The organism is Candidatus Eisenbacteria bacterium, from assembly GCA_030017955.1.
Taxonomy (GTDB): Bacteria; Eisenbacteria; RBG-16-71-46; order JASEGR01; family JASEGR01; genus JASEGR01.
On sequence record JASEGR010000016.1, the window covers coordinates 13,098 to 37,391 of the forward strand.

The 24,294-nt window shown below is 53.4% G+C and carries 33 protein-coding genes; 7 read left to right on the forward strand and 26 right to left on the reverse strand.

Going from position 1 to position 24,294, the window contains the following annotated elements; all coding sequences use genetic code 11:
- The first annotated feature begins 12 nt into the window (after window positions 1-12).
- From QME66_03720 to QME66_03745, 6 genes are all read left to right on the forward strand, one after another.
- Window positions 13-399 carry a DUF5320 domain-containing protein gene (locus tag QME66_03720; protein ID MDI6808076.1) on the forward strand — a complete coding sequence of 129 codons (387 nt, stop codon included), beginning with the start codon at window positions 13-15 and terminating at the stop codon, window positions 397-399.
- A gap of 97 nt (window positions 400-496) precedes the next feature.
- A complete protein-coding gene (locus QME66_03725; GenBank protein MDI6808077.1) occupies window positions 497-868 on the forward strand; it encodes a NifB/NifX family molybdenum-iron cluster-binding protein in 372 nt (123 codons plus the stop codon).
- A 90-nt stretch (window positions 869-958) separates the two neighbouring features.
- The gene (locus tag QME66_03730; protein MDI6808078.1) at window positions 959-1,813 is read left to right on the forward strand and encodes an ATP-binding protein; all 855 of its coding nucleotides are present in this window, start codon (window positions 959-961) and stop codon (window positions 1,811-1,813) included.
- Window positions 1,814-1,928: 115 nt separating this feature from the next.
- Window positions 1,929-3,113 carry an aminotransferase class I/II-fold pyridoxal phosphate-dependent enzyme gene (locus QME66_03735; GenBank protein ID MDI6808079.1) on the forward strand — a complete coding sequence of 395 codons (1,185 nt, stop codon included), beginning with the start codon at window positions 1,929-1,931 and terminating at the stop codon, window positions 3,111-3,113.
- 31 nt (window positions 3,114-3,144) lie between these two features.
- A complete protein-coding gene (locus QME66_03740; protein MDI6808080.1) occupies window positions 3,145-4,047 on the forward strand; it encodes an ATP-binding protein in 903 nt (300 codons plus the stop codon).
- Window positions 4,048-4,344: 297 nt separating this feature from the next.
- Window positions 4,345-4,683, forward strand: coding sequence for a NifB/NifX family molybdenum-iron cluster-binding protein (locus QME66_03745; GenBank protein MDI6808081.1), 339 nt, complete (start codon window positions 4,345-4,347; stop codon window positions 4,681-4,683).
- Window positions 4,684-4,753: 70 nt separating this feature from the next.
- On the opposite strand, the gene QME66_03750 is transcribed toward QME66_03745, so the two are convergent.
- A complete protein-coding gene (locus QME66_03750; protein MDI6808082.1) occupies window positions 4,754-4,900 on the reverse strand; it encodes a hypothetical protein in 147 nt (48 codons plus the stop codon).
- Between QME66_03750 and QME66_03755 the strand changes: the two genes are divergently transcribed.
- Window positions 4,880-5,095, forward strand: coding sequence for a thioesterase (locus QME66_03755; GenBank protein MDI6808083.1), 216 nt, complete (start codon window positions 4,880-4,882; stop codon window positions 5,093-5,095). The two genes, QME66_03750 and QME66_03755, sit on opposite strands and share 21 nt — an antisense overlap.
- A gap of 45 nt (window positions 5,096-5,140) precedes the next feature.
- Here the strand turns inward: QME66_03755 and QME66_03760 are convergent, their stop codons facing one another.
- From QME66_03760 to rplE, 25 genes are all read right to left on the reverse strand, one after another.
- Window positions 5,141-7,159, reverse strand: coding sequence for a hypothetical protein (locus tag QME66_03760; protein ID MDI6808084.1), 2,019 nt, complete (start codon window positions 7,157-7,159; stop codon window positions 5,141-5,143).
- Window positions 7,160-7,296: 137 nt separating this feature from the next.
- The gene (locus QME66_03765; GenBank protein MDI6808085.1) at window positions 7,297-9,216 is read right to left on the reverse strand and encodes a S9 family peptidase; all 1,920 of its coding nucleotides are present in this window, start codon (window positions 9,214-9,216) and stop codon (window positions 7,297-7,299) included.
- 70 nt (window positions 9,217-9,286) lie between these two features.
- A complete protein-coding gene (locus QME66_03770; protein MDI6808086.1) occupies window positions 9,287-9,610 on the reverse strand; it encodes a hypothetical protein in 324 nt (107 codons plus the stop codon).
- Window positions 9,611-9,653: 43 nt separating this feature from the next.
- On the reverse strand, window positions 9,654-10,310 hold the full coding sequence (locus QME66_03775; GenBank protein MDI6808087.1) for an isochorismatase family cysteine hydrolase: 657 nt from the start codon (window positions 10,308-10,310) through the stop codon (window positions 9,654-9,656).
- 177 nt (window positions 10,311-10,487) lie between these two features.
- Complete coding sequence (locus QME66_03780) at window positions 10,488-11,702, reverse strand: (Fe-S)-binding protein (GenBank protein MDI6808088.1); 1,215 nt, start codon at window positions 11,700-11,702, stop codon at window positions 10,488-10,490.
- Window positions 11,702-13,078 carry an FAD-linked oxidase C-terminal domain-containing protein gene (locus tag QME66_03785; GenBank protein ID MDI6808089.1) on the reverse strand — a complete coding sequence of 459 codons (1,377 nt, stop codon included), beginning with the start codon at window positions 13,076-13,078 and terminating at the stop codon, window positions 11,702-11,704. Before QME66_03785 ends, QME66_03780 begins: the two co-directional genes overlap by 1 nt.
- A gap of 39 nt (window positions 13,079-13,117) precedes the next feature.
- Complete coding sequence (locus QME66_03790; GenBank protein MDI6808090.1) at window positions 13,118-14,344, reverse strand: family 10 glycosylhydrolase; 1,227 nt, start codon at window positions 14,342-14,344, stop codon at window positions 13,118-13,120.
- Between the two features lie 60 nt (window positions 14,345-14,404).
- Window positions 14,405-14,851: a 50S ribosomal protein L17 gene (rplQ, locus tag QME66_03795; GenBank protein MDI6808091.1), complete on the reverse strand. Its 447-nt coding sequence runs from the start codon at window positions 14,849-14,851 to the stop codon at window positions 14,405-14,407.
- A gap of 84 nt (window positions 14,852-14,935) precedes the next feature.
- The gene (locus tag QME66_03800; protein ID MDI6808092.1) at window positions 14,936-15,997 is read right to left on the reverse strand and encodes a DNA-directed RNA polymerase subunit alpha; all 1,062 of its coding nucleotides are present in this window, start codon (window positions 15,995-15,997) and stop codon (window positions 14,936-14,938) included.
- A gap of 126 nt (window positions 15,998-16,123) precedes the next feature.
- Complete coding sequence (gene rpsD, locus QME66_03805; GenBank protein ID MDI6808093.1) at window positions 16,124-16,756, reverse strand: 30S ribosomal protein S4; 633 nt, start codon at window positions 16,754-16,756, stop codon at window positions 16,124-16,126.
- A 77-nt stretch (window positions 16,757-16,833) separates the two neighbouring features.
- Window positions 16,834-17,223: a 30S ribosomal protein S11 gene (rpsK, locus tag QME66_03810; GenBank protein ID MDI6808094.1), complete on the reverse strand. Its 390-nt coding sequence runs from the start codon at window positions 17,221-17,223 to the stop codon at window positions 16,834-16,836.
- A gap of 26 nt (window positions 17,224-17,249) precedes the next feature.
- Window positions 17,250-17,663, reverse strand: coding sequence for a 30S ribosomal protein S13 (rpsM, locus tag QME66_03815; GenBank protein MDI6808095.1), 414 nt, complete (start codon window positions 17,661-17,663; stop codon window positions 17,250-17,252).
- Between the two features lie 27 nt (window positions 17,664-17,690).
- Complete coding sequence (rpmJ, locus tag QME66_03820) at window positions 17,691-17,807, reverse strand: 50S ribosomal protein L36 (protein MDI6808096.1); 117 nt, start codon at window positions 17,805-17,807, stop codon at window positions 17,691-17,693.
- Window positions 17,808-17,875: 68 nt separating this feature from the next.
- The gene (infA, locus tag QME66_03825; GenBank protein MDI6808097.1) at window positions 17,876-18,094 is read right to left on the reverse strand and encodes a translation initiation factor IF-1; all 219 of its coding nucleotides are present in this window, start codon (window positions 18,092-18,094) and stop codon (window positions 17,876-17,878) included.
- A 68-nt stretch (window positions 18,095-18,162) separates the two neighbouring features.
- Window positions 18,163-18,912, reverse strand: a complete 750-nt coding sequence (gene map, locus QME66_03830; GenBank protein MDI6808098.1) for a type I methionyl aminopeptidase — start codon at window positions 18,910-18,912, stop codon at window positions 18,163-18,165.
- Between the two features lie 81 nt (window positions 18,913-18,993).
- Entirely contained in the window at window positions 18,994-19,641 is a 648-nt protein-coding gene (locus QME66_03835; GenBank protein MDI6808099.1) for an adenylate kinase, read from the reverse strand.
- A 54-nt stretch (window positions 19,642-19,695) separates the two neighbouring features.
- Window positions 19,696-21,006 carry a preprotein translocase subunit SecY gene (secY, locus tag QME66_03840; GenBank protein ID MDI6808100.1) on the reverse strand — a complete coding sequence of 437 codons (1,311 nt, stop codon included), beginning with the start codon at window positions 21,004-21,006 and terminating at the stop codon, window positions 19,696-19,698.
- Window positions 20,999-21,445: a 50S ribosomal protein L15 gene (gene rplO / locus QME66_03845; GenBank protein MDI6808101.1), complete on the reverse strand. Its 447-nt coding sequence runs from the start codon at window positions 21,443-21,445 to the stop codon at window positions 20,999-21,001. The genes secY and rplO overlap by 8 nt, the downstream gene beginning before the upstream one ends.
- Window positions 21,442-21,642, reverse strand: a complete 201-nt coding sequence (rpmD, locus tag QME66_03850; protein ID MDI6808102.1) for a 50S ribosomal protein L30 — start codon at window positions 21,640-21,642, stop codon at window positions 21,442-21,444. Before rpmD ends, rplO begins: the two co-directional genes overlap by 4 nt.
- Complete coding sequence (rpsE, locus tag QME66_03855; protein ID MDI6808103.1) at window positions 21,599-22,144, reverse strand: 30S ribosomal protein S5; 546 nt, start codon at window positions 22,142-22,144, stop codon at window positions 21,599-21,601. The genes rpmD and rpsE overlap by 44 nt, the downstream gene beginning before the upstream one ends.
- Window positions 22,145-22,155: 11 nt before the next feature.
- A complete protein-coding gene (gene rplR, locus QME66_03860; GenBank protein ID MDI6808104.1) occupies window positions 22,156-22,575 on the reverse strand; it encodes a 50S ribosomal protein L18 in 420 nt (139 codons plus the stop codon).
- A complete protein-coding gene (rplF, locus tag QME66_03865) occupies window positions 22,576-23,130 on the reverse strand; it encodes a 50S ribosomal protein L6 (protein MDI6808105.1) in 555 nt (184 codons plus the stop codon).
- Window positions 23,131-23,140: 10 nt separating this feature from the next.
- Window positions 23,141-23,539 carry a 30S ribosomal protein S8 gene (gene rpsH / locus QME66_03870; protein MDI6808106.1) on the reverse strand — a complete coding sequence of 133 codons (399 nt, stop codon included), beginning with the start codon at window positions 23,537-23,539 and terminating at the stop codon, window positions 23,141-23,143.
- Window positions 23,540-23,547: 8 nt separating this feature from the next.
- Window positions 23,548-23,733, reverse strand: coding sequence for a type Z 30S ribosomal protein S14 (locus QME66_03875; GenBank protein MDI6808107.1), 186 nt, complete (start codon window positions 23,731-23,733; stop codon window positions 23,548-23,550).
- 11 nt (window positions 23,734-23,744) lie between these two features.
- The gene (gene rplE, locus QME66_03880) at window positions 23,745-24,290 is read right to left on the reverse strand and encodes a 50S ribosomal protein L5 (GenBank protein ID MDI6808108.1); all 546 of its coding nucleotides are present in this window, start codon (window positions 24,288-24,290) and stop codon (window positions 23,745-23,747) included.
- Between the last annotated feature and the right edge of the window lie 4 nt (window positions 24,291-24,294).

Below are 24,294 nucleotides of genomic sequence, written 5' to 3' on the forward strand. Positions count from 1 at the left end.
GAGGATACGAAAATGCCAGGAGGAGATCGAACCGGACCGATGGGAATTGGCCCAATGACCGGCCGCTCGGCCGGGTACTGCGTAGGTTTCGGAATGCCTGGGTACGCGAATCCAATGCCAGGATGCGGTTCCGGCATTGCCTTCGGACGCGGGCGAGGCTCTTGGGGCTTCGGCGGCGGTGGACGTGGATGGCGGCATTGGTTCTACGCCACTGGTCAGCCGGGATGGTTGAGGTTTGGTTCCTACGCCATGCCTCACGGATACCCGATGCCGTACCAGCAGCCTGACCCGGAAACGGAGAAGAAGGTGCTGAAGAACCAAGCCGATGCCTTGCAGTCGGAACTGGACTTCATCAAGAAGTGTCTCGATGAAATCGAAACGAGAACCGCGGCGGAATGAACGCCACCTGCCCGCCTCAGACAGATTGAAGCCAATCCAGTAACGGACGCAGAATGGAGGAGATCAAGACCGCCTACAATTGAATGAGGGGGTGACAATGAAAATCATCTTCACAACTTCGGGTAATAATCTGAATGGCCCGTTGGACAGCCGGTTTGGCCGGGCCCCCAAGTTTCTCGTTTACGATCTGGATAGCGAGAACTTCGAGGTGGTGGACAACCAGCAGAACCTGAACGCGGCTCAGGGGGCGGGAATCCAATCGGCGGAAACCGTGGCCAGGTTGGGAGCGAAAGCGCTCGTGACCGGGCATTGCGGCCCGAAAGCGTTTCGTGTGCTCCTGGCGGCCGGAATCAAGATTTTCAACACCGATTCCCCCACGGTGGCCGTGGCTCTTGAGCGATACCGCGCGGGGAAACTAACCGAGGCAAAGGCCGCTGACGTTGAAGGGCATTGGGCTAAGCGTGGTTGAACTGGTGCGCCGCGAAGGCAATGTGCTTCATCTTGGCGGGGAAACGGCTCGACAACGCGGCCGTCGGGGTTACGCGGGCGGTGGCACCTCATGATTCTTGCGGTCGCTTCAGGCAAGGGCGGAACCGGCAAGACGACGGTCTCCCTTAACCTGGCAAAGGCGCTTGGCTCTCCCGTGCAGCTTCTGGACTGCGACGTGGAAGAGCCGAATTGCCACCTGTTTCTCAGGGGCACCACACGCGAAGCGGAAACCGTCAGCATTCCGGTCCCGCAAGTCGATGAATCCCTTTGCGACGGTTGCGGTGAGTGCGGCCGTTTCTGCGCATACCACGCCATCGTCTCATTCGGGACCGAGACGCTCGTCTTCCCCGAGATATGTCACGGCTGCGGGGGATGCGCGATGGTATGCCCCAAGAAGGCCATTCACGAAGCTGATAACCGCATAGGAGTTGTCGAGACGGTCCAGGCGGAGAACATCACTCTGATCCAGGGGCGACTTGACGTCGGTGTGGCCATGGTCCCACCTCTCATCCGCGCGGTGAAGGCTCGACTGAGAAAAGGCGCGCCCGCAATCCTGGACGCGCCTCCGGGAACGTCATGCCCGGTGATCGCGACACTCCGGGGAGCGGATTTCGTCGTGCTCGTCACAGAGCCGACGCCCTTCGGCCTGCACGATCTGAAACTGGCCGTGGATATGGTGCGCGAACTCCGAATTCCGTTAGGCGTGGTCGTCAACCGGGTTGGGATCGGCGATGGCCGGGTGCATGCGTTCTGCGTGAAGAAAGACATTCCCATTCTCCTGGAAATTCCGGATGACCGGCGGATCGCCGAAACGTATTCCCGCGGCGGGCTCGTTGTTGATGCGCTTCCGGAGTATCGGAGATCATTTGTCTCTCTGTCTTCCACGTTGGATCATTGGGCAACACATAGCGAAAAGAAGTACTGATAGGGGATGACTGCACAAAGACTATGCTTCGGTATGGCGCGGTGATAAGGGTGCCTGATTCCGCCGGCCATACTGAAAGAAAAACGACAACGATCAGGTGATTCAGGAGGATACCGTGGACGCAAAGCATCTCGGCATAAATTCAAAGCTGGTCCATGCAGGAATGGCGAAGGATCCCTTTGGGAGCGTCGTCACTCCAATATACCAAACGTCGACTTTTTCGTTCGACAACGCCCAGAACGGCGCGGATCGGTTTTCGAAGAAAGTGGACGGGTATATCTACACGAGGATCGGGAATCCCACCATTGCCGCCTTGGAGAAGTGCGTGGCGCAGCTTGAAAGAGGCGTTGGGGGCGTCGCAACGAGCTCCGGCATGAGTGCTGTGACGACGGCGTGCCTTGCCTTGCTGCAGCAGGGCGACCATGCAGTAAGCACCGCATCGGTGTACGGTCCTTCCCGCACATTGATGGAAAAGCATCTTTCGCGATTCGGGGGGCGATCAACCTTCGTGGATACTTCTGATGCGGAAAACGTCCATCATGCCCTACGGGCGGAAACGAGGCTAATCTATGTCGAAACCCCGTCGAACCCAATGATGCAAATCACGGATATTCAAGCCATGGCCGATCTCGCTCATGCCCACGGGGCACTGCTTGCGGTGGACAGCACATTTGCATCGCCTTGCCTGCAACAGCCATTGGTTCTTGGCGCCGACGTGGTGTTGCATTCCGTCACCAAGTTTATCAACGGGCATGCGGATGTGGTGGGGGGAATTCTGGTGGCGCGGACGGATGAAATCCATTGCCGGCTCCGGGAAATCATGATCCTGACGGGATGCAACATGGATCCGCATCAGGCGTATCTTGTACACCGGGGGCTGAAAACCCTTTCGCTCCGGGTGGAGCGCTCCCAGAAGAACGCTCAAATTCTCTCCCAATGGCTCGAGTCGCGGCCGGAAATCTCTTGGACAAGATATATCGGGCTGCCATCCCATCCACAGCACGAACTTGCGAAAAAGCAGATGCTGGGATTCGGCTCCATGATCAGTTTTGAAATGCGCGGGGGCCTCGACGCAGGACGGCGATTGATGGACAGGCTGAGATTGGCCACGCTTGCCGTTTCACTGGGCGGCGTGGAGACACTGATCGAACATCCGGCATCCATGACCCATGCCGGAATACCGCAGCAAGAAAGGGAGGCCGTCGGCATTTCAGATGGTTTGGTCCGCCTTTCGGTTGGGATCGAGGATGTCGAGGATCTCATCGAGGATCTCCGCCAGGCCTTTGACAGCAGGCAGTAGCATCCCGCCCCACAATGATGAATGCAAATACATGAATGAAGGAATGCACATGAAGGAACTCGTTATCATCAGCGGCAAGGGAGGGACGGGCAAGACCAGTGTAACGGCGTCGTTCGCTGTGCTTGCAAACCGGCCGGTTATAGCAGACTGTGACGTAGATGCGGCAGACTTGCACTTGGTTCTGGCGCCCGATGTCATCCGCCGCGCAAAATTCACCGGAGGCAAAAAAGCAAGGATCAAACCCGGTCATTGCATTGCCTGTGGCAAACGCGAGGAACTCTGTAACTTCGATGCAATTACTTTCGACGGTCACGGCAACGGCCGGGTGGACAAAACCTTCCGTATCGATCCCATCGGCTGCGAGGGCTGCGGCGTCTGCGCGTGGTTCTGTGCAGAGAATGCGATAGAATTTGGCCCGGTGGTTAACGGTGAATGGTATGTTTCAAGAACACGCTGTGGTCCCATGGTTCACGCCCGACTGGGCGTGGCAGCCGAGAACTCCGGCAAACTGGTCTCCACGGTCCGCCGGGAAGCCCTCCGTATCGCCGAGGAGGAACATCGTTCTCTGATCATCGTGGACGGTCCGCCCGGGATCGGTTGCCCCGTCATCGCCTCGGTGACCGGCGCAACGCTGGTGCTGGTTGTCACGGAGCCCACAGTTTCCGGGGAACACGATTTGGAGAGGGTTCTTTCCCTGACGCGGCATTTCAACATTCCAACCGCGATCTGTGTGAACAAATGGGACCTCAACCCCGAGATGACGGACCGCATTGAGGACAAGGCGCGCCAGGCGGGCGCGCAGATCGCGGGCCGTATCCGGTATGACCACGGCGTGACATTGGCCCAGATGCGGGAGCGGGCGGTAGTGGAAACCGAAGCGCCATCCGCAAAGGATATTAGACAGCTATGGGACCATCTTGCCTGTTGGGTGTGACATACGGGAGGCGTCATGGCATCTAAGCCTGGAATGGATGGAGATTCATATCGGCGGGGGAGAATAATTGATTAACCTCGCGTTGGTTCTGACCGCCGGTCTGTTGGCCGGTGTGCTGGGAGGTCTACTAGGAATCGGCGGCGGCACCGTTCTCGTGCCCGGGCTTTCGTTCACCACTACGCGGCGACCCCAACGGCTGAGATCATCCGCAACATCGTCAATTACATTGCGGTGTTGGACGGAGTCAAAGCTGCCGAAGAGACGGCGAACCCCATGACAAGTAAGGAGGAAAAACCCATGAGAATTGCGATTCCGTTGGCGGATGGAATACTCTCGACGCATTTCGGACACTGCGAGCATTTTGCCCTCGTTGATGTGGACACCGCAACGAAAAAACTTGTCAGGCGGGAGGACATCCATGCGCCTCCACATCAGCCAGGGCTGCTGCCTCCCTGGCTGGCGGAGCGCGGCGCGACCATAATCATCGCCGGTGGCATGGGTCAGCGCGCTCAAGGATTGTTCACCGAATGTGGCATTCAGGTTTTGGTGGGAGCACCTGCAGAAACGCCGGAAAAGCTAATCTCTGATTACCTTACAGGCACACTCGGTGTTGGAGAGAATGTCTGTGACCACTGAGGATCCCGAAAGCATCAGTGCCCGGAATGGCCATAGCCAATGTCTGTTCTGCGGACGAGAAAACCCCTGGTCACTCAAGCTCGCTTTCCGAGCTGATGGTGACGCCGTTAAGACTACTTTTCAGCCTCACCAATGGCTTCAGGGATATGATGGCATCCTCCACGGCGGGATAATCTCCGCGCTGCTCGACGCAGCCATGACGCACTGTCTTTTTCACAATGGCATCCGAGCAGTCACGGGAGACCTGAGGGTGAGATTCTTGCAGCCAGTGTCCTGCCGGACCATCTTGGGGCTCAGAGCATGGATGCTGTCCGCCAAGCCGCCGCTGTACGGATTGAAAGCTGAGTTGACCTGTGAGGGACAGATCATGGCTTGGGCCGAAGCCAAGTTCATGCGCCAAGCAAGCCCTTGATGAATACCAATTATGCCCGGATAACGATATTGGTCGATGAGGAGGCTACCTCTGACCGGGCCGCTGCCGGGGCGCCTGGTCGAGCAGGCTCACGAGCTGCAGGGCCTCCGGATCGCTGGGAACATCCTCCAAGTATCTCCTGGCATAGATTCTTGCTTTTTCAAGATCCTGGGTGAAGTATGCAGAGATTGCTGCTCCCTTGTAGGCAGTAGTGTCTTCCGGATCCGCCTCAATTGCCATTTCGAAATTGTCCAGGGAATTCTTGAAATCATGGCGGCCGTACAAATAGAACACGCCGAGGTTGTGGTATCCCGGACTCAGCCCTGGATTGATTGCCAATCCTTTGCTTGTTAACTCGATGGCACGGTCGATTTCATGCCTATCCCAGACAAGCATGCCGAGATCAATGAATGCTTCGGCGCCTCGCCAGCCCCGTCTGATTGCCTCTTCAAGAGCAAGCCTCTGCTGTTCCTTGTCTCCCATGAATTGATAAACGGTTGCAATCGACTGATAGGTCCTCGGATTTCCTGAATTGATCGCCAGGTACCCCCGGTACGCTTCGAGTGCTTCTTTGTACATGCTCTTGTTGCGATAGTAGGCGCCGAGCTCATCCAGGTTTGAAAGACGGGCAGACTCTCCCCACAGGCGTTCATCCGGCAGGATCCGATGACGGGCCAGGGATTTGTTCTCGGAGGTGTTCAACGTCACCCATGGGATTGTGTGGAGCAAAGTAAGACACGCCGCGGTGAAGAGGAGCTCCTTCTTGCCTTCAAGCTTCACATGTCGCCCATAGACCACGGCAACAAGAAAGATCAACGGAAGAAGGTTAAAGGAGAATAGATCCCAGTCCCGGCTCAAACCCAGGTTCGGATTCGCAACAGCAACGAATGCACAGCCGCAGAGGGCAGCAACAATGAGAAAGAAGAGTGGCGGCGCAGTCCAACGAATTTCCCTGCGGGAGCCTGCAACAAAGATAATGAGAAGAAGCAAGGCAAATGGCGAAACCAGGATCTGAAGATTGAACTGTTCCAGAAAGTACTGCCACGACAGGAACGGAAAATTCTGATTCGGATTGGAAACCTTGGCCAGAGGTATGAGATACGACCCACCGCCGCCCAGTACCTTGAACAGTTTGAGTGGTTGGTAACCGATCAACATGAGCACAACCAGACCAACCACGGCCGCCGTCCCAACGGCAAAAAGCCCCTGATGCCATTTCTTCCTGAATTGAACGTAAAGAAGAACGAGCAAGGACGGAGCGAAGAAGATCGCACCCAGGTGAAGCGTTACCATCACTGCAAAGGCAATCGAAGGCAGGACGAGGCTGCATCCGCCGCGCAGAAAGGAATAGCTGAGAACCAAATAGCCGAACAGAACCGCATACAGAATCGTGTAATCCTCTGCATATCCAAGAAACAGCAGGCTGCTTCCGGCAAAAAGGATGAAGGCTCCCAGGAGAATTCTCTCTGTTGTGTTTTCAGTCAATCTCCGGATAAGCAGGAAAATGGTCAGCAGGAAGGCGACGCCAGATACGACTCCAATGATTCTGAAAGCCATTACGACATCCGCTCCGCCGAGCCTGGACAGCATCTTGAAGAGCTGAACATTTATGAAAATCGAAAGTGGTTCAGTTCTGAACTGCACTGGCGGGGGCGCATTTAGGGTGACGGCCCGAGCTACGTCCCGCAGCGTCAACTGCCCATCACCGAGCAGATACCATCGGGTATGCGCAAACCAGCAGAGGGCGGCCCAACATACAAGAAGAATTGCATACACGGCGCTCCTTGGGATACGAGAGATGCGTTCAACCGTGCGTTCGGTCAGATGAAGCAGGAATCGTCGCGACGGGGGAACCAAGATGAGAAGTGCAAGCAGTATCCACACGAGCTTCGCGGGCAAGCTGAAGAACGCCAGGGCGTGGAATCCCCAATTCAGCGAAGACGGGTAGAAAGCTGCATAGACATGGAGGACAACGATGAGCGTCGCCACAGTGTAGAACAGTCTAGTTGGCAGCGATCGCCCGGCGGTGTGTCCGGTCTCGATCGCTTGGGATGAGTGTTTCACGGCGCAATCCCGGGAGCCAAGCTCTTAAGGAGAAAACCGCCATCCAGCAGCTGGCGGCCGGGATCCTTGTTCCTGATCTTCAAGGGGTCCCGGCCGCTCAGAGCACCACACTCGATTTGCCGCAACGTGCTTACCGCTTACTCCTCATATCTTCCGCCGAGGTACTTCGCAAGAAACTTCTCGGCAGCGGCGTAGAATCTCAGACGGTTATCCGGTTTGGCGAATCCATGGCCTTCGTCCGGGAAAAGCATATACTGATGCTCGATTCCCCTTGCCTTTATTGCCGCGACGATTTGCTCGGACTCCGCCTGCTTGACTCGCGGATCATTCGCACCCTGGGCAATCAGCATCGGAATCTTGATCTGATCTACTTTGAAAAGCGGTGAACGGGCCTTCAAGAAATCCGGCTCTGTATCGGGATTTCCGATTCTCTTGTAGAAAAGAGAACGAAGTGAAGACCAGTAAGGAGGGACGGACTGAATGAAGGTCAGAAGATTGCTCGGGCCAACAATATCCACCGCACAGCAGAACAGATCGGGAGTGAATGTAGCTCCTACAAGGGCAGCGTAGCCGCCATAGGAGCCGCCGTATATTGCGACTTTCTTTGGATCCGCGATACCCTGCGCGATTGCCCATTTCACGCCGTCCACAAGGTCATCGTGCATTTTCCCGCCCCACTCGTGGTCCCCGGCATTCACGAAGCTCTTGCCATATCCTGTGGAACCTCTGAAATTGATTTGGAGACAGGCATAGCCGCGGTTTGCCAGCCACTGAGCGTCCGGGTTATATCCCCACAAGTCGCGGGCCCATGGGCCGCCATGAACATTGAGCACCAACGGCAGATTCTTCTTGTCCTTGCCCAATGGGTAGGTGAGGTACCCATAGACTGTAAGACCGTCGCGGGATTTGAACGATACCGGCTCCATCTGTGCAAGCGTGTAGTTGTTGAGCTCGGGCCGGTTGTCAAATAGAAAGGTCCCGCTTTGTTTCTTTCGATCGTAGGCAAAGTAAGAGACGGGTCCGTCATCTGCCGAAAATCCTACAATCCACGTGCCGTCGGCATCGTCTCTGGAGTAAGCCGAAAAATCGCCCCTGTCAAGCTTCGCAATCTTGTCGAAATCAGCTTTTATCAATTTATCAATCACTGTCCAGCTCTTCCGCTCTTTTGTAAACTCAACTGCCTGCACTTCGTAAGTATCAGGACTAATCATCACATCGCTGGCATCATACTGGGGATCCTCTGCAATCACCTGTATCTTCCCTGTTGAGATCTCCATCTTCACAACCCGGCCCGCATTGACATCTCTTGAATCAATCAGGAAGAGGTAGTTCCCGTCTTTGGAAAAACCAAAGGCGCCGCTTGTGAGGCTATTCTCAGAGTCCCATGTAAGCAATTTCTTCCAGTCCGACTGCTCATTGTCCCGGATAAGGAGATCGAATCCGCCTTCAGGCGTGGATGCCGTGGCGCCTCGAACCTTGAAATTTCTGTCAATTACCCAGCCCGCCACGTTACCAGGGTTTTTCGCGACGAGCTTGAGCTCTCCGGTAGCGAGGTCGAGGTGATACACATCATGAACCTGGGGATTTTCTTTGTTCATCGCGATCAGAAGCTCGTTCGGGAAATGCTTGTCTCGCGCCACAATCTGCACCTGGACGTTTTCGAACGGTGTGAGCTCGCGAATCTCACTTGACTGGAGGTTTACTCCATAAAGACGCCAGTTCTCATTGCCGCCGACGTCCTGAAGATAGAGAATGTGCTTTCCGTCTGCCGCCCAAAAGTAAATGCGAATGCCACGATTTGTGTCCTTTGTAACGGCCTTATCATCTTGAGCGCCGATAGTCCTAACCCATACATTAAGCACGTTGTTGACTGGAGCAAGATACGAGAGCCGCGTCCCGTCGGGTGAAATCTGTGGCCCAGCTTTGACTGGATTTCCAAAGATTGTCTGGCGCGGGATCAGCTTAGGTTCTGCCGCCAGGCAAAGCGAAGCAAGAACCACGACAACCAACGAAGCTACAATCGGAACGACCAGTTTGCAGCACCTTCCCCTCCTCATACGACACCTCCTATGGTTTGTGAACTGCACAGGACTACGGCGACTCAAGCCGATTTGTTCCAACTAGTTTCTAGTACGCGGCTTTCCGTATCGCTCTTTTCAGATCGTGAATCTTCCGCCGAACAGTCTTGAGCTGGGGATGATCGTGGGCAGAAAGAGCTTCATCCCGTTTTTTCTTAAGCTCTTTAATTTGTGCCTTCATGGCTCTTTTGTCGATGCCAACTGCTTCATGGCGCTCGTGGACAGTAACCCCAAGAGCCTTGCAGAGGGCTGTCAGAAGGACATCCTTGTGCATCTGACTATGGCCTTTCACTGCCTCGTGCTCAACGCCGTCTGCGATCTTCCTGAGTTCAGCCACAGTCTTCTTCTTGAGCTCTCCAAACGTGTATGCCATGGGTCAACTCCTCCTTTCGACATTGCTGCAACTCATCATCTGATCACGACTGAGCTTGCCGCACAATATCGCTGACAGTCGTTACGTAGGCAAACCCAAGCGAGAGATTGAGGAGACTCGCCAGGTGCATCTCCTCATTTATGGTCCCCGTCCCGTCGGCCAGGAAGAAAACTCTCAGGTCACGATAGTATGCATCCCGTGCAGTGGATTCACAGCACATATTTGTCATGATGCCCGAGATCACAAGGTCTTCAATCTTGAGACAGCGAAGAATGGTTTCCAGGTCGGTATTGTAGAACGCAGAATATCTGTGTTTCAGGACTACTTTCTCATTCCTGCGAGGGAAAATATCTTCATGAACCTCACTCTCCGGGGTGCCTTCAACGCACATTCCTTCCCACCACCACTCCATAATGCCGGCATCAATCCGGTCCGGATGGTGAACGTGACGCGTGTAAATCACCGGGCGCTTGGCCCTTCTGAACGCTCGGATGAGTCTTTTGACATTTGGAAGAATCGCGAGTCCGCCGCAGATGAATGAGGGAGACGACGGATCCAAGAAGTACTTCTGCATATCGATGACCATCAGAGCCGCTCCGCCCTTGCGTATCTTCATCCGGTGCCGGTTGTATAATTTGATCCTTGCAAGCCATTCATTGGTCTTCTCCCGGAGCGAGCCTTCCGTCACGTAGTAGTCCAAAGATTCCTCCTTTAGGCAAAAATAGTGACAGTCACCTATTTTTCCAGCGACCAGGCTGTATGTGTCCCTGCTCTCGTCTCCTATTCCCGGCAAAAAGGCGCCCAGAACCCGATCTCCGCAGCCTTCCGCGAAAGAAGCGGTCGGGACGGGCACGAAAAATAGGTGACTGTCACTATTTTATAGCGCGGATGCGTAGAGTTCGGCCACGTGTTTCACGGACATTTCGATATCGTTCGCGCGGAGAACCCGCCTGAGCTGCAAGTAACAGCCCGGGCATGATGTGGTCACCATGCTTGCGGCAGTGTCTCTTATAGAAAGGGCTTTGCGGGATCCGATCTTCCTTGAGAGTTCAGGCCAGGTGAAGGCAAATGTCCCGGCTCCGCCGCAGCATCTCGTCGATTCCCTCATCTCTACGAGATTCACTCCTGGAATGTTCTTCAGAATCTCCCTCGGTTCATCCTTTATCCCCTGTCCCCGCGCAAGATGGCAGGGATCGTGATAGGTTACCGCGAGCAAGAAGCTCCTTCTCGGCTTCTGAAGCTTCAGCTCTTTGACAAGAAATTCCGAGAAGTCATAGACTTTGTTCGAGAACTCCCGGGCATCAACACCGAGAACCTCATGCCATTCCTTCTTCAGCGTGAGCCCGCAGCTTCCGCATCCGGTTATGACTGCGTCTACTTTGGCCTTCTCGAAGACTTCGAGATTCCTTTCTGCCAGCTTGCGCCCAGTCCCGAATTCGCCTGAATTGAATACAGGCGTTCCGCAGCAGACCTGTTCCCTGGGGACGATGACTTCACAGCCGTGCCTTTCAAGAACCCAGACTATTGCCTCCCCGGCTTCTGTATGAAGGAAATTCGTGCCGCATCCCACAAAAAAGCCGACTCTCATGACCGGGTTCCTCACTCTCCTTCCGGGTCTATGACTGTCGATAAAGCTTCTTCCCTGGAGCTTGGGGAATCCACCTTCTCCATCAAGGCCGAGCATCGAGAACAGTCCCGGAAACCTTTGGAAGACAGAACCAGCTTTGACTGCGAGGTCAAGCTTTGTTCTTGACGGGACGATATCGTTCAGGACAAGCCGTTTGATAAGGCCGATCTTGCCTCTCGATGCAAGCTCGGCACGGAGCGAAAGAACAAGGTCGTCAACGTTACAACCGCTCGGGCACGCTTCGACACACGCCTTGCAATTCAGGCACGTGAAGATTCTATCTGACAGAATATGTGAAAGCGTGAGTCTCCCGTCCTGCAGCGCCTCCACGAGGGCTACTCTCCCCCTTGCCCCTTCCGATTCAACAAACGTTTCGAGATACGGAGGACAGACGGACTTGCACAGGCCGCACTTTATGCACCTGACTATGTCTTCTGAATGGGCTGATATGTGGGGATATTGCATTACTCAAACATCTTCCCGGGATTCATTATCCCTTTCGGATCGAAAGAATCCTTGAGTCTTTTCATTATCTTGATTCCTGCCTCACCGATTTCCTTCTTGAGGAACCTTGCCTTCTCGAATCCTATACCGTGTTCCCCGGAGAGAGTTCCACCCAGGTCAAGTGCGCGTTCAAAGATCTCTCCCGCAGCGCTCCCGGCTCTCCTCATTTCGTCTTCGTCCCTCTTGTCGCACAAGATTGTCGGATGAAGATTTCCATCTCCCGCGTGGCCGTAGGTTGCGATCACCAACTGATGCCTTCTTCCGATTTCTGCCACGGCCCTGACCATTTCAACAAGCTTTGTCCGTGGAACTACTATGTCCTCAAGAATCGTCGTAGGCTTCTTCCTGGCGAGAGCTGCAAATGCTCCACGCCTGGCCGCCCACAGTTTTTCACGTCTCTCCTTGTCTTTCTCCATCTGAACAGAAATTGCCCCGTTCTTTATGCTCAGTTCGCGCACTTTCTGCGCTTCCTTCATGGCAACTTCACTGAACCCATCGGTTTCTGAAAGCACAACCGCCGAAGTTCCCTCCGGGGAGTTCAGTCCCGAGCTCTCCTTGACTGCTGAGAGTGTGACACTATCCATGATTTCGAGAGCTGAAGGCGCAAGTCCGGCCGAGACTGCCTCACTTACAAGCGAGGCGGCATCTTCCAGACGTTTGAACGAAGCGAGGACAGTTATCCGCTCTTCGGGAACGGGTATAAGCCTGAGAATCGCAGAGGTTATGACGCCGAGTGTTCCCTCGGAGCCGGTAAAGAGTCTGGCGAGATCATAGCCCGTCACGCATTTGACAGTTCTTGCACCTGTCTTCACCAGCTCCCCGGTTGGAAGGACGACCTCAAGGCCCAGGATATAGTCTTTCGTCATTCCGTACTTGAAACCTCTCGGCCCTCCAGCCGAGTTTCCGATGTTTCCCCCAATCGAAGAGATCTCGAGACTCGCGGGGTCGGGAGGATAGAAAAGCCCCTCCTCCTCAAGTTTTCTCTGCAGCTCGCCGGTTACAACTCCAGGTTCAACGACTGCGAGAAGGTCTGCGGGAGCAATCTCCCTTATCGAATTCATCTTTGTGAGACAGAGGACGATTCCGCCTCTTAGCGGAACTGAGCCTCCGGTGAGTCCTGTTCCTGAACCCCTGGGAGTAACAGGGATTGCGTTTTCATTCGCAAGTACAAGGACTTTCGAAACATCCTCGGCTGTCCTCGGGGTGACCACCGCATCGGGCAGGCTTCTTATGAGCGTGGCGTCGTAGGAATGACAGACCAGCTCTTCATCCGACGTCAGCACGTTTTCCTGACCCAACTCTTTTCTCAGCTTTTTCAGCAAGGCGTCAGAAAGCATTGGCCAATTTCTCCGTGGACGATGTTCTCAGCCGGGATTTCATTGGGAATTCGGAATTGATGCAGGAGATTGGAAGACATCTCTCCTGAGGCTCTGAAGATACTCTTTCCTTTCCCCGACGGAATCGTATGAGAACAGCGAAACTCCCAGGACTCCCAGTCTCCTGGCTATCCTGATCTTCTCAACTGCGCTCCTTGAATGCTGATTATACACTGCGATGCCCGCCATGACACGGTCTTTCCCGGCTGATTGAACGGCTTTCCTGAGCTGCCGCTCGATAACCTCGCTCGAACGTGAGTAGCACATAGGGACTGCAAAATCCAGATATCCATTGCGCACCCATGAAACCCAGTCCTGGCCGTGAAGATCCCGCGACGCATCGCTGTCCGGCATCACGGCCGCCGAGAAAACGATGCCGGGCCTCTCTCTCCTTATTACTTCACCAATTCCCTTCACAGTTTCCGTAACACACTCGATCTGCCAGTTCTTCCACTTGCCGGCCAGGTCCGCTAAACCCGGCGCTCCAAAGTAGTCCAGGACGGCCCCGGGTCCGGTCTCAAGAGAAAGCGGATCGACGTAATAGACTCTCATGAACTCGCGCCTCGAAATCTCGTCAAAACCGGACTTCAAGGTTGGAAACCTGACATAGTCAAGGTGAATGCCGTCAACGGCATACTTCTCCACGATTTCAGAGACAACCGCCCTGATATACTCCCTGACATCCGGATTCCCGGGTGAAAGAAAGAGCCCTTCAATACTTCTGCGCCCAAGCTCTTCCCTCGAAATTGAAACAAAACTCCTTCCATCAGGGAAGGCGCCAAACCATTCCGGATGAAGATTTACCGCATGATCCGGTGAGACCGGCTTTGTCGGCTTGGACCAGGTGAGAAACACATTCACCCATGCGTGGACCTCAAGCCCCGCACTGTGTGCCCGGGTGATAACCAGGGAGAGAGGGTCAAAGCCGGAACGATTCATGTCCTCGGGTGGAGGGACAATCGAAGAGGAATAATACGCATCTCCCCTCCCCCGCACCTGAACAAAGAGCATGTTGAAATTCGCCTTCTTTGCTTCTCTCACCATCTGTTCTATCTTCTCAGGCGAGGTGAGAGTCGTCCTCACAACCCAGAGCGCCCTTCGTTCATGGACAGACCCCGGAGTAGTTCTCGCGCGCGGGGTAGAGAGCGAAACAGAAGGGTGAAATAGGAACAGCAACAGAAGAAGCAGAAAAGAAAAGAACCCGCATGAACGGGTCCCTGGTCTCATTATCAACCTATCCTTTTCTCGTGCTCTGAAACTCTGCCTCCTTCGAAATGGCGGCGGTTTCTACGGCCTTAAGGACTTTCTCTTTTTCTCCTTCTCTTCCTTCTGAGCCTTCAATTCGGCTATCTTGGCCTTCTCTGCTTCTCTTTGCTCTTTTGTCTTGAGCAATTCGAGGATGCCAAGCTCTCCGGCGTCTCCGAGTCTCCGTCCGAGCCGTATAATTCTTGTGTAACCGCCATTTCTTTCGGCGTACCACGGTGCAATCGTGTCAAAGAGCTTCCTGATAACAGCCTCTTCTTGAACAAACCTTGCAACCTGTCTCCGCGATGACAGGTCTCCCTTTTTTGCAAAAGTGATCATTCTCTCGGCAACCCTTTTCGCCTCTTTTGCCTTTGCAACCGTTGTTGTCACCCTTTCAATCTTAAAGAGGGACGTGACAAGGTTTCTAAGCATGGCCTTCCTGTGGCTTGCCGTTCTGCTCAGCTGTTTCCAGTCTTTCCTATGCCTCATTGACTATTTCCTCTCCTGTTGTGGCCATCCCCCCTCACCTCCATCCTCTCCCCCAGGGGAGAGGGTAGGGTGAGGGGATCACCCTTACTGGCTTGCCTCCTCACTTTCCAAAACCTTCTCCTCTTTTGGAGTCGTATCCTCAGGCTTTGAAGAAACTCTGTACTTCGAGACATCCATGCCGAAGTGCAAGTTGTCCCTGGCAAGTATTTCGGAGATTTCCTTCAGTGACTTTTTCCCGAAGTTTCTATACTTGAGCATATCCTGCTCGGTCTTACGAACAAGGTCTGCGATTGTCACTATCCCGGCATTCCTCAAGCAGTTTGCCGCACGAACGGAAAGCTCAAGTTCCTCGACACTCCTTTCGAGGAGCTTGCGCATCATTCTCGTCTCCTCATCCTCCTCAACCTCGGCCTCCTCCTCAACTTCTTCTTCAAAGTGTATGAAGAGAGAGAAGTGGTCCCTCAGTATTCTTGCAGCATGAGCAAGGGCATCGCCCGGAAGCACGCTTCCATCAGTCCATATCTCGACAATCAGCCGGTCGTAATCGATTCTCTGCCCGACTCTTGCACTCTCAACGAAGTAGCTCACCCGTTCAATCGGAGAGAACAGTGCGTCAATAGGGATAGTACCTATGTTCCTTGATTTCTCTGATTTCTCTGACTTCTCTGGTTCCTCCTGCATTTCGACCGGCACATATCCCCGCCCAGTCGAGATCTCCAGTTCGGCCTTGAATTCACCATTCTTGTTGATTGTAGCGATATGAAGGTCTGGCGTCAGGACTTCTATGTCAGGATCCGCTTCGAGATCGCCCGCGACCAGCCGTTTTTTCCCTTTTGCATTGAAATAGGCCTTCTTCACGCCGTCGGTGTGCATCTTCAGGCGCATCTTCTTTATGTTCAGGATTATTTCGGCCACATCCTCGACTACGCCGGGGATCGTGGCGAACTCATGAAGGGCTCCGTCAATCTTCACGGTCACCACAGCTGCTCCTTGCAGAGATGACAGAAGGACTCTGCGCAAGGAATTTCCAAGCGTAGTCCCGAATCCTCTCTCAAGAGGCTCGACCACAAACCTTCCGTACCGGTCAGTCATGGTCTTCTCGTCTATCTCAATTCTCTTGGGCATCTGAAATCCTTTCAGCTTCATGTAGCCATCCCCCTTCACAGTAGGTGACAGAGCCTTGAATCACTTCCAACAACGGCAGGCCAACTCTGAATAGCCAGGCGCCACCTCCTGTCAAAAGTCAACCTTTCTGAGAGTAGTAGATCAAAATTATTTTGAATAAAGCTCCACGATGAACTGCTCTTGAACCGCGACCGGGATGTCAGTGCGCGACGGTATCTGGACAAGCCTTCCTTTCATGTCTTCTCTGCTGACCTCGAGCCACTGGGGCAGGCCGCGGGCGCTTTGGCTTTCGAGCGCGGAGGTAATGAGCTTCAGGGTCTTGCTCTTCTCCCGCACAGCGACCTCGTCGCCGGCTCTGATCGCACGGCTTGGAACGTTGACGACCCTGTTGTTCACCTTAAGATGTCTGTGCCTCACGAGCTGCCTTGCAGCGTTTCTCGACGGGGCAAGCCCCATTCTGTAAACAACGTTGTCCAGGCGGGTCTCAAGAAGCTGAAGGAGTATTTCGCCGGTTTTCCCCTTCATTCCTTCCGCCTTGAGGAAGTAATTTCTGAACTGCCGTTCCATGATGCCGTAGATGCGTCTTGCTTTCTGCTTTTCTCTCAGCTGAAGCCCGTATCCAGTCTCTCTTCTTCTTCTGCCGCCCTTTCCATGCTCGCCCGGGACAAAATTCCTTTTGTCGATGGCGCAGTGATCAGTGAAACACCGGTCACCCTTGAGGAAGAGCTTCTCGCTTTCCCTTCTGCAGAGTCTGCATTTTCCTTCCCTGTACCTTGCCATTTATTGCCTCGTATCTCCTTCCCCTAACCCGCAGCCGGCGCCGCATGAATACGGCCGCTGCAAGGATTCCCTGAAGATTAGACCCTCCTTCTCTTCGGTGGTCTGCATCCGTTATGAGGAATTGGTGTCACGTCTCTTATTGCCGATATTTCCAGGCCTGCTGCCTGGAGGGATCTGATTGCCGCCTCCCTGCCGGAGCCGGGTCCTTTGACCCATACCTCTATCTTCTTCACTCCCTGACTCAAAGCCTCCTTTGCAGACGCCTCGGCAGCAATCTGCGCGGCAAATGGAGTGCTCTTCCTCGAGCCCTTGAACCCTACCTTCCCGGAGCTTGACCATGTAATCACATTTCCGGACGGATCGGTGATAGTCACAATGGTGTTATTGAAACTCGCCTGGATGTGGGCGACCCCGACATTCCCTACTTTCCGTTCCTTCTTCTTCGGCTTTTTTCCTTCTGGTGGCAAATTTTCCTCCTTGCTGGCCTTAGTTCCTATGCGCTTGCTGTCTCAGCTTTCTTTGTTGCCGGCGAAGCAGCCTTTTGCCTCCTCACTCCCGCAGTCTTCTTCGGACCCTTCCTTGTTCTTGCGTTTGTCTTGGTTCTCTGTCCCCTGACGGGAAGGCCCTTTCTATGTCTCAATCCACGGTAGGCGCCGACATCCATGAGGCGCTTGATATGCAGAGAGACCTCTCCGCGAAGGGCTCCTTCGACCTTGCAGTTGCGCTCAATCTCACTCCTGAGTTTTGCAGTATCCTCTTCAGAGAGACTCTTCACTCTCATGTTAGGATTGACTCCGGTAATCTTGAGAATCTTTCTTGCCGTTGAATCACCAATTCCAAAGATGTAAGTGAGAGCCACCTCGACTCTCTTCTCAGCAGGGAGATCAACACCAGCTATTCTTGCCAAGTTCTACCTCCTGACGAAACCCCAGACTTAGGACTTCTGTCTCTGCCTGTGTCTCGGATTCTTGCAGATGACGCGAAGAATCCCTTCCCTTCTCACAATCTTGCATTGTTCGCAAATCTTCTTTACTGATGCCCTGACTTTCATTCAGCTAACCCTCAGCGTTGTCCGGCTTTATTCCGGGACCAGAATCTTCGGTGAAAATACTCTCAACTCTATTTGTAGCGATAAATAATCCGGCCCCTCGTCAAGTCGTAGGGTGAAAGCTCAACTGTTACCTTGTCCCCGGGCAGTATCTTTATGAAGTTCATCCGCATCTTTCCTGAAATGTGAGCAAGTACCCTGTGACCGTTCTCGAGTTCCACTCTGAATGTTGCGTTGGGAAGAGGTTCGATTACAGTACCATCAACCTGTACGCCTTCTTCCTTAGGCACGGATTTCCACCTGCCTCAAGTGACGATGCCATTCAGGGCAATCTGTGCCCCGGGCTCCGCTCTGAACTCTATCCAACACAAGAAAGAACCTCCGGCCCATCGCTCAAAACCGCCACCGTGTGTTCGAAGTGTGCAGACAGGGACCTATCCCTTGTCACAACTGTCCATCCATCGTCAAGAATCTCCACTTCGAAATTGCCGGCGTTAACCATCGGCTCAATTGCAAAGACCATTCCTTCCTTAATCAGTGCCCCGCTTCCTTCCCTTCCATAGTTTGGAATCTGGGGCTCCTCATGCATTTCCTTTCCTATGCCATGGCCTGATAGGGCCCTCACGACGGAAAACCCGTTGGATTCGACCGATGACTGTATCGCATGCGAAATCGCTCCCACCCGGTTCCCCGGCCTTGCCTTCTCTATCCCCTTCACGAGAGCCTCTTCGGCAGAAGCAAGAAGTCTCTTGCCGATATCATGGACATCGCCTACTGCAAAGCTCCTGGCAGAATCTCCGTAATAGCCGTTCTTGAGGACCCCTATGTCAACACTCACGATGTCTCCTCCATTGATCATTCGTTCTCCAGGGATCCCGTGAACCACTTCGTGATTCACTGACACGCACATGTTTGCCGGAAACCCTCTGTACCCTTTGAAAGCGGGCACTGCACCATTTTTTCTTATGTATGCGTCAACTTCCCTGTCGAGCTCCACCGTCGAAATGCCGGGTCTGAGAAGATGTCCGACGAGCTCGAGGCATCCGGCTACAAGCGCGGAGCTCCCGGCAATCAACTTGATTTCTTCCTTGCTCTTGATCGGAATCAACTCGTGCGCTCCTCATTCCACCCTCTCTCGATGTAGGAGGAAAACAACTCCTTGTGCCTGTCTCCGGATAGAAGAGAGCCATCAGCCTGCACTGCTGTTCAGACTTTTCACAACCCTGCCAAAGACACTGCTTACTTCTCCGTCCCCGCTAATCGAATGGAGAAGCGAACGTTCCCTGTAAAATGCAAGAAGCGGCTCCGTGCTTGAATGATAAACTGCAATTCTCGTTCTGACAGTTTCCTCAGCATCATCAGCTCTTTTCTCGAGCTTCCCCCCGCATGCATCGCACCGGCCCGGAACCCTGGTCGGATTCGTCGCCAGGTTATAATTCGCGGCGCACTTGGAGCATACGACTCTTGACACAAGCCTCTTCACAATCACTGCTTCGGGAACATCCACATTCACAACTGCATCAAGCCGTGTGCCCATCTCGCCGAGGAGTTTCTCGAATTCCAGGGCTTGGGGTTCGGTCCGCGGAAATCCATCGAGGATGAAACCTCCCTTTGCATCATTCCGGGAGATTCTCTCCCTTACGATCCCCAGCATCACGTCGTCAGGAACAAGCTTGCCCTTGTCGAGAAATTTCTCTGCTTCCGACCCAAGCTCAAGCTTCAGCTTGATCGCCTCTCTGAGAATTTCTCCCGTCGAAATGAGAGGAATCTTGTATCTCTGAGAGAGGAGCCTTCCCTGGGTGCCCTTACCTGAACCCGGCGGTCCAAGGAGAACCACTCTCAAGCTTTTCCTCCGTCAATTCATTCACGCCGTCGCCTGGGGCGCCCGACCCTATCTTCTCCCCCTGATTCTTCCGCCCTTGAGGAACCCGTCGTAGTGCCGCATAACAAGGTGAGACTCGATCTGCTGGAGTGTATCAAGCGCAACGCCGACCACAATCAGCAGACTCGTTCCTCCGAAGTAGAAGGGAGCATTAAACTTCCTGATCAGAACATCAGGAAGAACCGCTATTGCAGCGAGAAATACGGCTCCAGGAAGAGTAATCCTGGTCATGATGCCGTCGATGTACTCTGCGGTCTTCTTTCCGGGTCTCATGCCCGGGATGAAACCGCCATATTTTTTCATATTGTCGGCAAGATCGTTCGGATTGAGAACAATAGCCGTGTAGAAATAGGTGAAGAATATTATTATTGCCGAATAAAGTATGAGATAGACCGGCGCGCCAGGCTGAAAAAGATTGGCAACTCCAAGCATTATCTGATTCGTCTGGAAGAAATTCACAAGTGTACTCGGAAACATGATAATGGACTGGGCAAAGATGATGGGAATAACGCCTGCCGTGTTGACGCGAAGCGGTATGTGAGTATTCTGCCCGCCATACATCTTTCTTCCAACCACTCTTTTTGCATACTGAACGGGAATTCTTCTCTGCCCCTGAGTTATGAGAATGACTGAGGCTATGACCGCCAGCATCATCACGGCGAGGACACTCATGGTGATGATGCTGATTGTCCCGACCATGACTGATCTTACGGAATTGAGGACATCATTCGGAAAGCGCGCCACTATTCCAATGAAAATGATGAGCGATATTCCGTTGCCGATGCCCTTCTCGGTTATCTGCTCTCCAAGCCACATTATGAAAATTGTCCCGGTTGTCTGAGTAAGGACTGTTACCATCCTGAAACCGAAACCTGGATTGGGAATAACTCTTTGTCCGCCCGTGCCCGTTAGATTCTCAAGAAAAAGAGCAAATGCGAACGATTGGATCACGGAAAGAAGAACCGTCCCATACCTTGTGTACTGAGTTATCTTCTTTCTTCCCTCTTCGCCCTCCTTCTGCAGCTTCTCAAAGTACGGGATCACCGCTCCAAGAAGCTGAAGGATGATGGAGGCACTGATATAAGGCATTATCCCAAGAGCAAAAACTGTCGCCCTTCCCAGTGAACCGCCTGCAAACAAGTCGTAGAGCCCGAAAAGAGTGCCCTTTGCCTGCTCAAAAAAAGTCGCCAGAGCACGGGCATCAACTCCGGGTGTAGGCACATGACTGCCAAGCCGGAAAACAATCAGGAGAAGGGCGGTGAAGAAAATTCTCCTCTTGAGTTCCGGAATTCGGAAAACACTCTGGAAGCTGTTAAGCATGACTTAGGGTGAGCTTCCCTCCTGCCTTCTCAATCTTCTCCCGCGCTGATGTGCTGGCCGCGTCAACTTTTACCGTGAGAGCCTTCTCGACCTTTCCGTCGCCGAGCAGTTTCACCGGCAGGTTCAGTCTGTGGATAAGCCGCTTCTCTTTCAAACGCTCCGGAGTTATCTCTTCCCCTTCCTCGAATCTATTGAGGTCCGACACATTCACAATCTGGACTTTCTTCCTTGTGAAGTTAACAAAACCCACCTTGGGGGTCCTTCTCTGGAGCGGCATCTGACCGCCTTCGAACCAGCGGTGCACTCTCCCGCCGGAGCGCGCTTTCTGCCCCTTATGTCCTTTTGTGGATGTGCCGCCGTGACCTGTGCCTCTTCCCTTGCCAAGGCGTTTTCTTATCTTCACCGCTCCCGCATTGTGCCTGATAGCACCGAGTCTCACTTCTCCTCCACTTCTACTTTAACCAAGTGCTGGACTTTCTTGATCATTCCCCTTATCTCAGGTGTGTCCTTGTGAAGAACAGTCTGATGCCTCTTTCTTAAGCCCAGCGCCCTCAAAGTGAGCCCCTGCGACTTTTCCCTGCGAAGCGAACTCTTAATCTGGGTTATCTTGAGCACCTGAGACGTTTCTCCCTTCATCCATTCCCAACACCTCACGCACAGACATTCCCCTGAGGCGGGCAACATCTTTTGCCTTTCTGAGCTGGGCCAAAGCATCCATCGTTGCTTTGACAACGTTATGCGGATTGCTCGACCCAAGCGATTTCGTGAGAACATCCTGAATTCCGCAGACCTCAAGCACCGCCCTGACGGCGCCACCGGCTATGACACCCGTACCTGGAGATGCCGGCTTCAGAAACACCTTCCCGGCATCATGCTTTCCATAGACCTCGTGAGGTATCGTGGTTCCCAGCAAGGGAACAGATATCCGACTTTTCTTCGCCGCCTCGGTGGCTTTTCTGATCGAATCGGCAATCTCGTTTGCCTTTCCGAGCCCAACGCCAACACTACCCATCCGATCGCCAACTGCGACCAACGCGTTGAAGCTGAACCTTCTTCCACCCTTTACAACCTTAGCCACCCTGTTGAAATAAATGACCTTTTCAATCAGTTCACTTGTTGGAGCTCCCTCGTCCTTCAAATATCCCTCCTTTATTTTTTGCGGTCACCTGCAGGACTTGACTTGGCGGCTGTTTTCTCCGTTCCCGAAAGAGATTCCATAAATCCGTCACACAATGCCTTCACACGTCCATGAAAGAGGTACCCGCCTCTGTCAAATGCAATCTTCGTGATTCCCAGGGAAAGTGCCTTCTTGCCGAGAAGCACGCCTACCACACGGCTTTTCGCGGTCTTTCCCTTCACTTCCGCGATCGCTTTCTTCACTTCGGGGCTGAGCGTGGAAAGCGAAGTAATAGTGCGCAGCTCACCGTCGTCCACCAGAATTCCGCTGATGTGCTTGAGACTCTTGAAGACGCACAATCTCGGTCTTTCGGCTGTGCCCGAGAGGCGCCTTCTCACTCTAAGATGTCTTCTCTTTCTTGCCAGGACTTTGAGTTGAGATTTTGTCTTCACCTAGGCCTTTGCTCCTGTCCCCGCAGCTCCCTTCACAGGTTTCTTCCTCACATACTCACCCACGTATCTAATACCTTTCCCACGATACGGCTCCGGCTTTCTTACTGCCCTTATTTCGGCGGCCACTTCTCCAACCAGCGCCTTGTCTATTCCTTTCACGACGATTCTCGTTGGAGAATCGAGGGAAATCTCTATTCCCTCTGGCGGGTCAAACACAACCGGATGCGAGAAGCCAATCTGAAGAACAAGCTTCTTCCCATCCATCTGAGCTCTGTATCCGGTGCCGTGAATCTCAAGTGTTTTCGAGAATCCCTGAACCACTCCGGAGACCATGTTAAAGACAAGGGTCCTCGTGAGCCCGTGGAACGCACTCGCGTTTTTGCCTTCATCGGACTGAATCACCCTCACGGTACTCTCTTCCGTCGAAATCGAAAGCCCGGGAAGAAGGTCATAGCTCAGCTCGCCCTTCGGCCCGGTCACGGAAACGCGCCTTCCCTCACACTTCACGCTCACGCCTTTTGGGAGCTCAATGATTTTCTTGCCTACCCTCGACACTTTGCTCCTCCTACCAGACCTTGCAGACGATCTCCCCTCCGAGTCCTCTCACTCGTGCCTCTTTCTCTGTCATGAGACCCGATGGGGTTGAGATTATGGCTACACCCAGACCGCCGACCACTTTCGGAAGCTTCTTTGCTCCGAGATAAACTCTTCTTCCCGGCTTGCTGACGCGCTCCAGACCGGTTATCACGCTGGTTTCATCCTCGTCGTACTTCAGGAATATCCTCAAAATTCCCTGTTTGCTGTCTTCGACGCTCTTGTAGTTTGCTATGAACTTCTCCTTCAGGAGGACTCTGGCTATTTCAGCCTTGAACCTCGACGAAGGGATTTCAACTCTCTTGTGCCTTGCCTTGCAGGCATTCCGAATTACAGTGAGCATGTCTGAAATCGGATCGGATACGGACATATGTTCTCCTACCAGCTAGACTTCACAACACCTGGGATCAAACCGTCGAGGGCAAGCTCTCTGAAGCATATCCTGCACATTCCGAACTTTCTGATATAGCCCCGGGGCCTCCCGCATCTGTGACATCTGTTGTAAGCTCTCACCTTGAACTTGGGTTCTTTTTTCCATTTCTCAATCAATGCCTTCTTTGCCACTCTTCCTCCTCTTACTTTGCTTTGAACGGCATTTCCATGAGCCTCAAGAGTTCAAGACCCTCTTCATCGGTCCTTGCGGTCGTCACTATCGTCACATCCAGCCCCCTCACCTTGCCCACCTTGTCGTAGTTGACCTCCGGAAAGATAATCTGTTCGGTGAGCCCGATCGAATAGTTTCCCCTTCCGTCGAAGGACTTTGTGGAGAGTCCCCTGAAATCGCGAATCCTAGGGATGGCAATATTGGTGAGCCTGTCATAGAACTCGTACATCCTGTCTCCCCTGAGTGTTACGGCACAGCCAATAGGAGCACCCGCTCTCAGCTTGAAATTCGCAATCGATCTCCTGGCACGCCTGATGGTAGGCTTCTGGCCTGTGATGGCCGCGAGCTCACTTGCGGCAGAATCCAGGAGCTTGATGTTCTGAAGGGCATCGCCCACTCCCATATTGACAACTATCTTGTCAAGCCGCGGAGCTTGAAGCGCATTCTTGTATCCAAAGCGCTTCACCAGGGCAGGAACAACCTGTGAATCATACTTTTTCTTTAGTCTTGCCTTCATAGTC

Excerpts from the sequence above, each read along its gene's own strand:
- QME66_03720 (MDI6808076.1), top strand. The coding sequence starts at position 13 with ATGCCAGGAGGAGATCGAACCGGACCGATGGGAATTGGCCCAATGACC.
- QME66_03725 (MDI6808077.1), top strand. The coding sequence starts at position 497 with ATGAAAATCATCTTCACAACTTCGGGTAATAATCTGAATGGCCCGTTG.
- QME66_03730 (MDI6808078.1), top strand. The coding sequence starts at position 959 with ATGATTCTTGCGGTCGCTTCAGGCAAGGGCGGAACCGGCAAGACGACG.
- QME66_03740 (MDI6808080.1), top strand. The coding sequence starts at position 3,145 with ATGAATGAAGGAATGCACATGAAGGAACTCGTTATCATCAGCGGCAAG.
- QME66_03745 (MDI6808081.1), top strand. The coding sequence starts at position 4,345 with ATGAGAATTGCGATTCCGTTGGCGGATGGAATACTCTCGACGCATTTC.
- QME66_03755 (MDI6808083.1), top strand. The coding sequence starts at position 4,880 with ATGACGCACTGTCTTTTTCACAATGGCATCCGAGCAGTCACGGGAGAC.
- QME66_03765 (MDI6808085.1), bottom strand. The coding sequence starts at position 9,216 with ATGAGGAGGGGAAGGTGCTGCAAACTGGTCGTTCCGATTGTAGCTTCG.
- QME66_03770 (MDI6808086.1), bottom strand. The coding sequence starts at position 9,610 with ATGGCATACACGTTTGGAGAGCTCAAGAAGAAGACTGTGGCTGAACTC.
- QME66_03780 (MDI6808088.1), bottom strand. The coding sequence starts at position 11,702 with ATGCAATATCCCCACATATCAGCCCATTCAGAAGACATAGTCAGGTGC.
- QME66_03785 (MDI6808089.1), bottom strand. The coding sequence starts at position 13,078 with ATGCTTTCTGACGCCTTGCTGAAAAAGCTGAGAAAAGAGTTGGGTCAG.
- QME66_03790 (MDI6808090.1), bottom strand. The coding sequence starts at position 14,344 with ATGAGACCAGGGACCCGTTCATGCGGGTTCTTTTCTTTTCTGCTTCTT.
- rplQ (MDI6808091.1), bottom strand. The coding sequence starts at position 14,851 with ATGAGGCATAGGAAAGACTGGAAACAGCTGAGCAGAACGGCAAGCCAC.
- QME66_03800 (MDI6808092.1), bottom strand. The coding sequence starts at position 15,997 with ATGAAGCTGAAAGGATTTCAGATGCCCAAGAGAATTGAGATAGACGAG.
- rpsD (MDI6808093.1), bottom strand. The coding sequence starts at position 16,756 with ATGGCAAGGTACAGGGAAGGAAAATGCAGACTCTGCAGAAGGGAAAGC.
- rpmJ (MDI6808096.1), bottom strand. The coding sequence starts at position 17,807 with ATGAAAGTCAGGGCATCAGTAAAGAAGATTTGCGAACAATGCAAGATT.
- secY (MDI6808100.1), bottom strand. The coding sequence starts at position 21,006 with ATGCTTAACAGCTTCCAGAGTGTTTTCCGAATTCCGGAACTCAAGAGG.
- rpmD (MDI6808102.1), bottom strand. The coding sequence starts at position 21,642 with ATGAAGGGAGAAACGTCTCAGGTGCTCAAGATAACCCAGATTAAGAGT.
- rpsH (MDI6808106.1), bottom strand. The coding sequence starts at position 23,539 with ATGTCCGTATCCGATCCGATTTCAGACATGCTCACTGTAATTCGGAAT.
- rplE (MDI6808108.1), bottom strand. The coding sequence starts at position 24,290 with ATGAAGGCAAGACTAAAGAAAAAGTATGATTCACAGGTTGTTCCTGCC.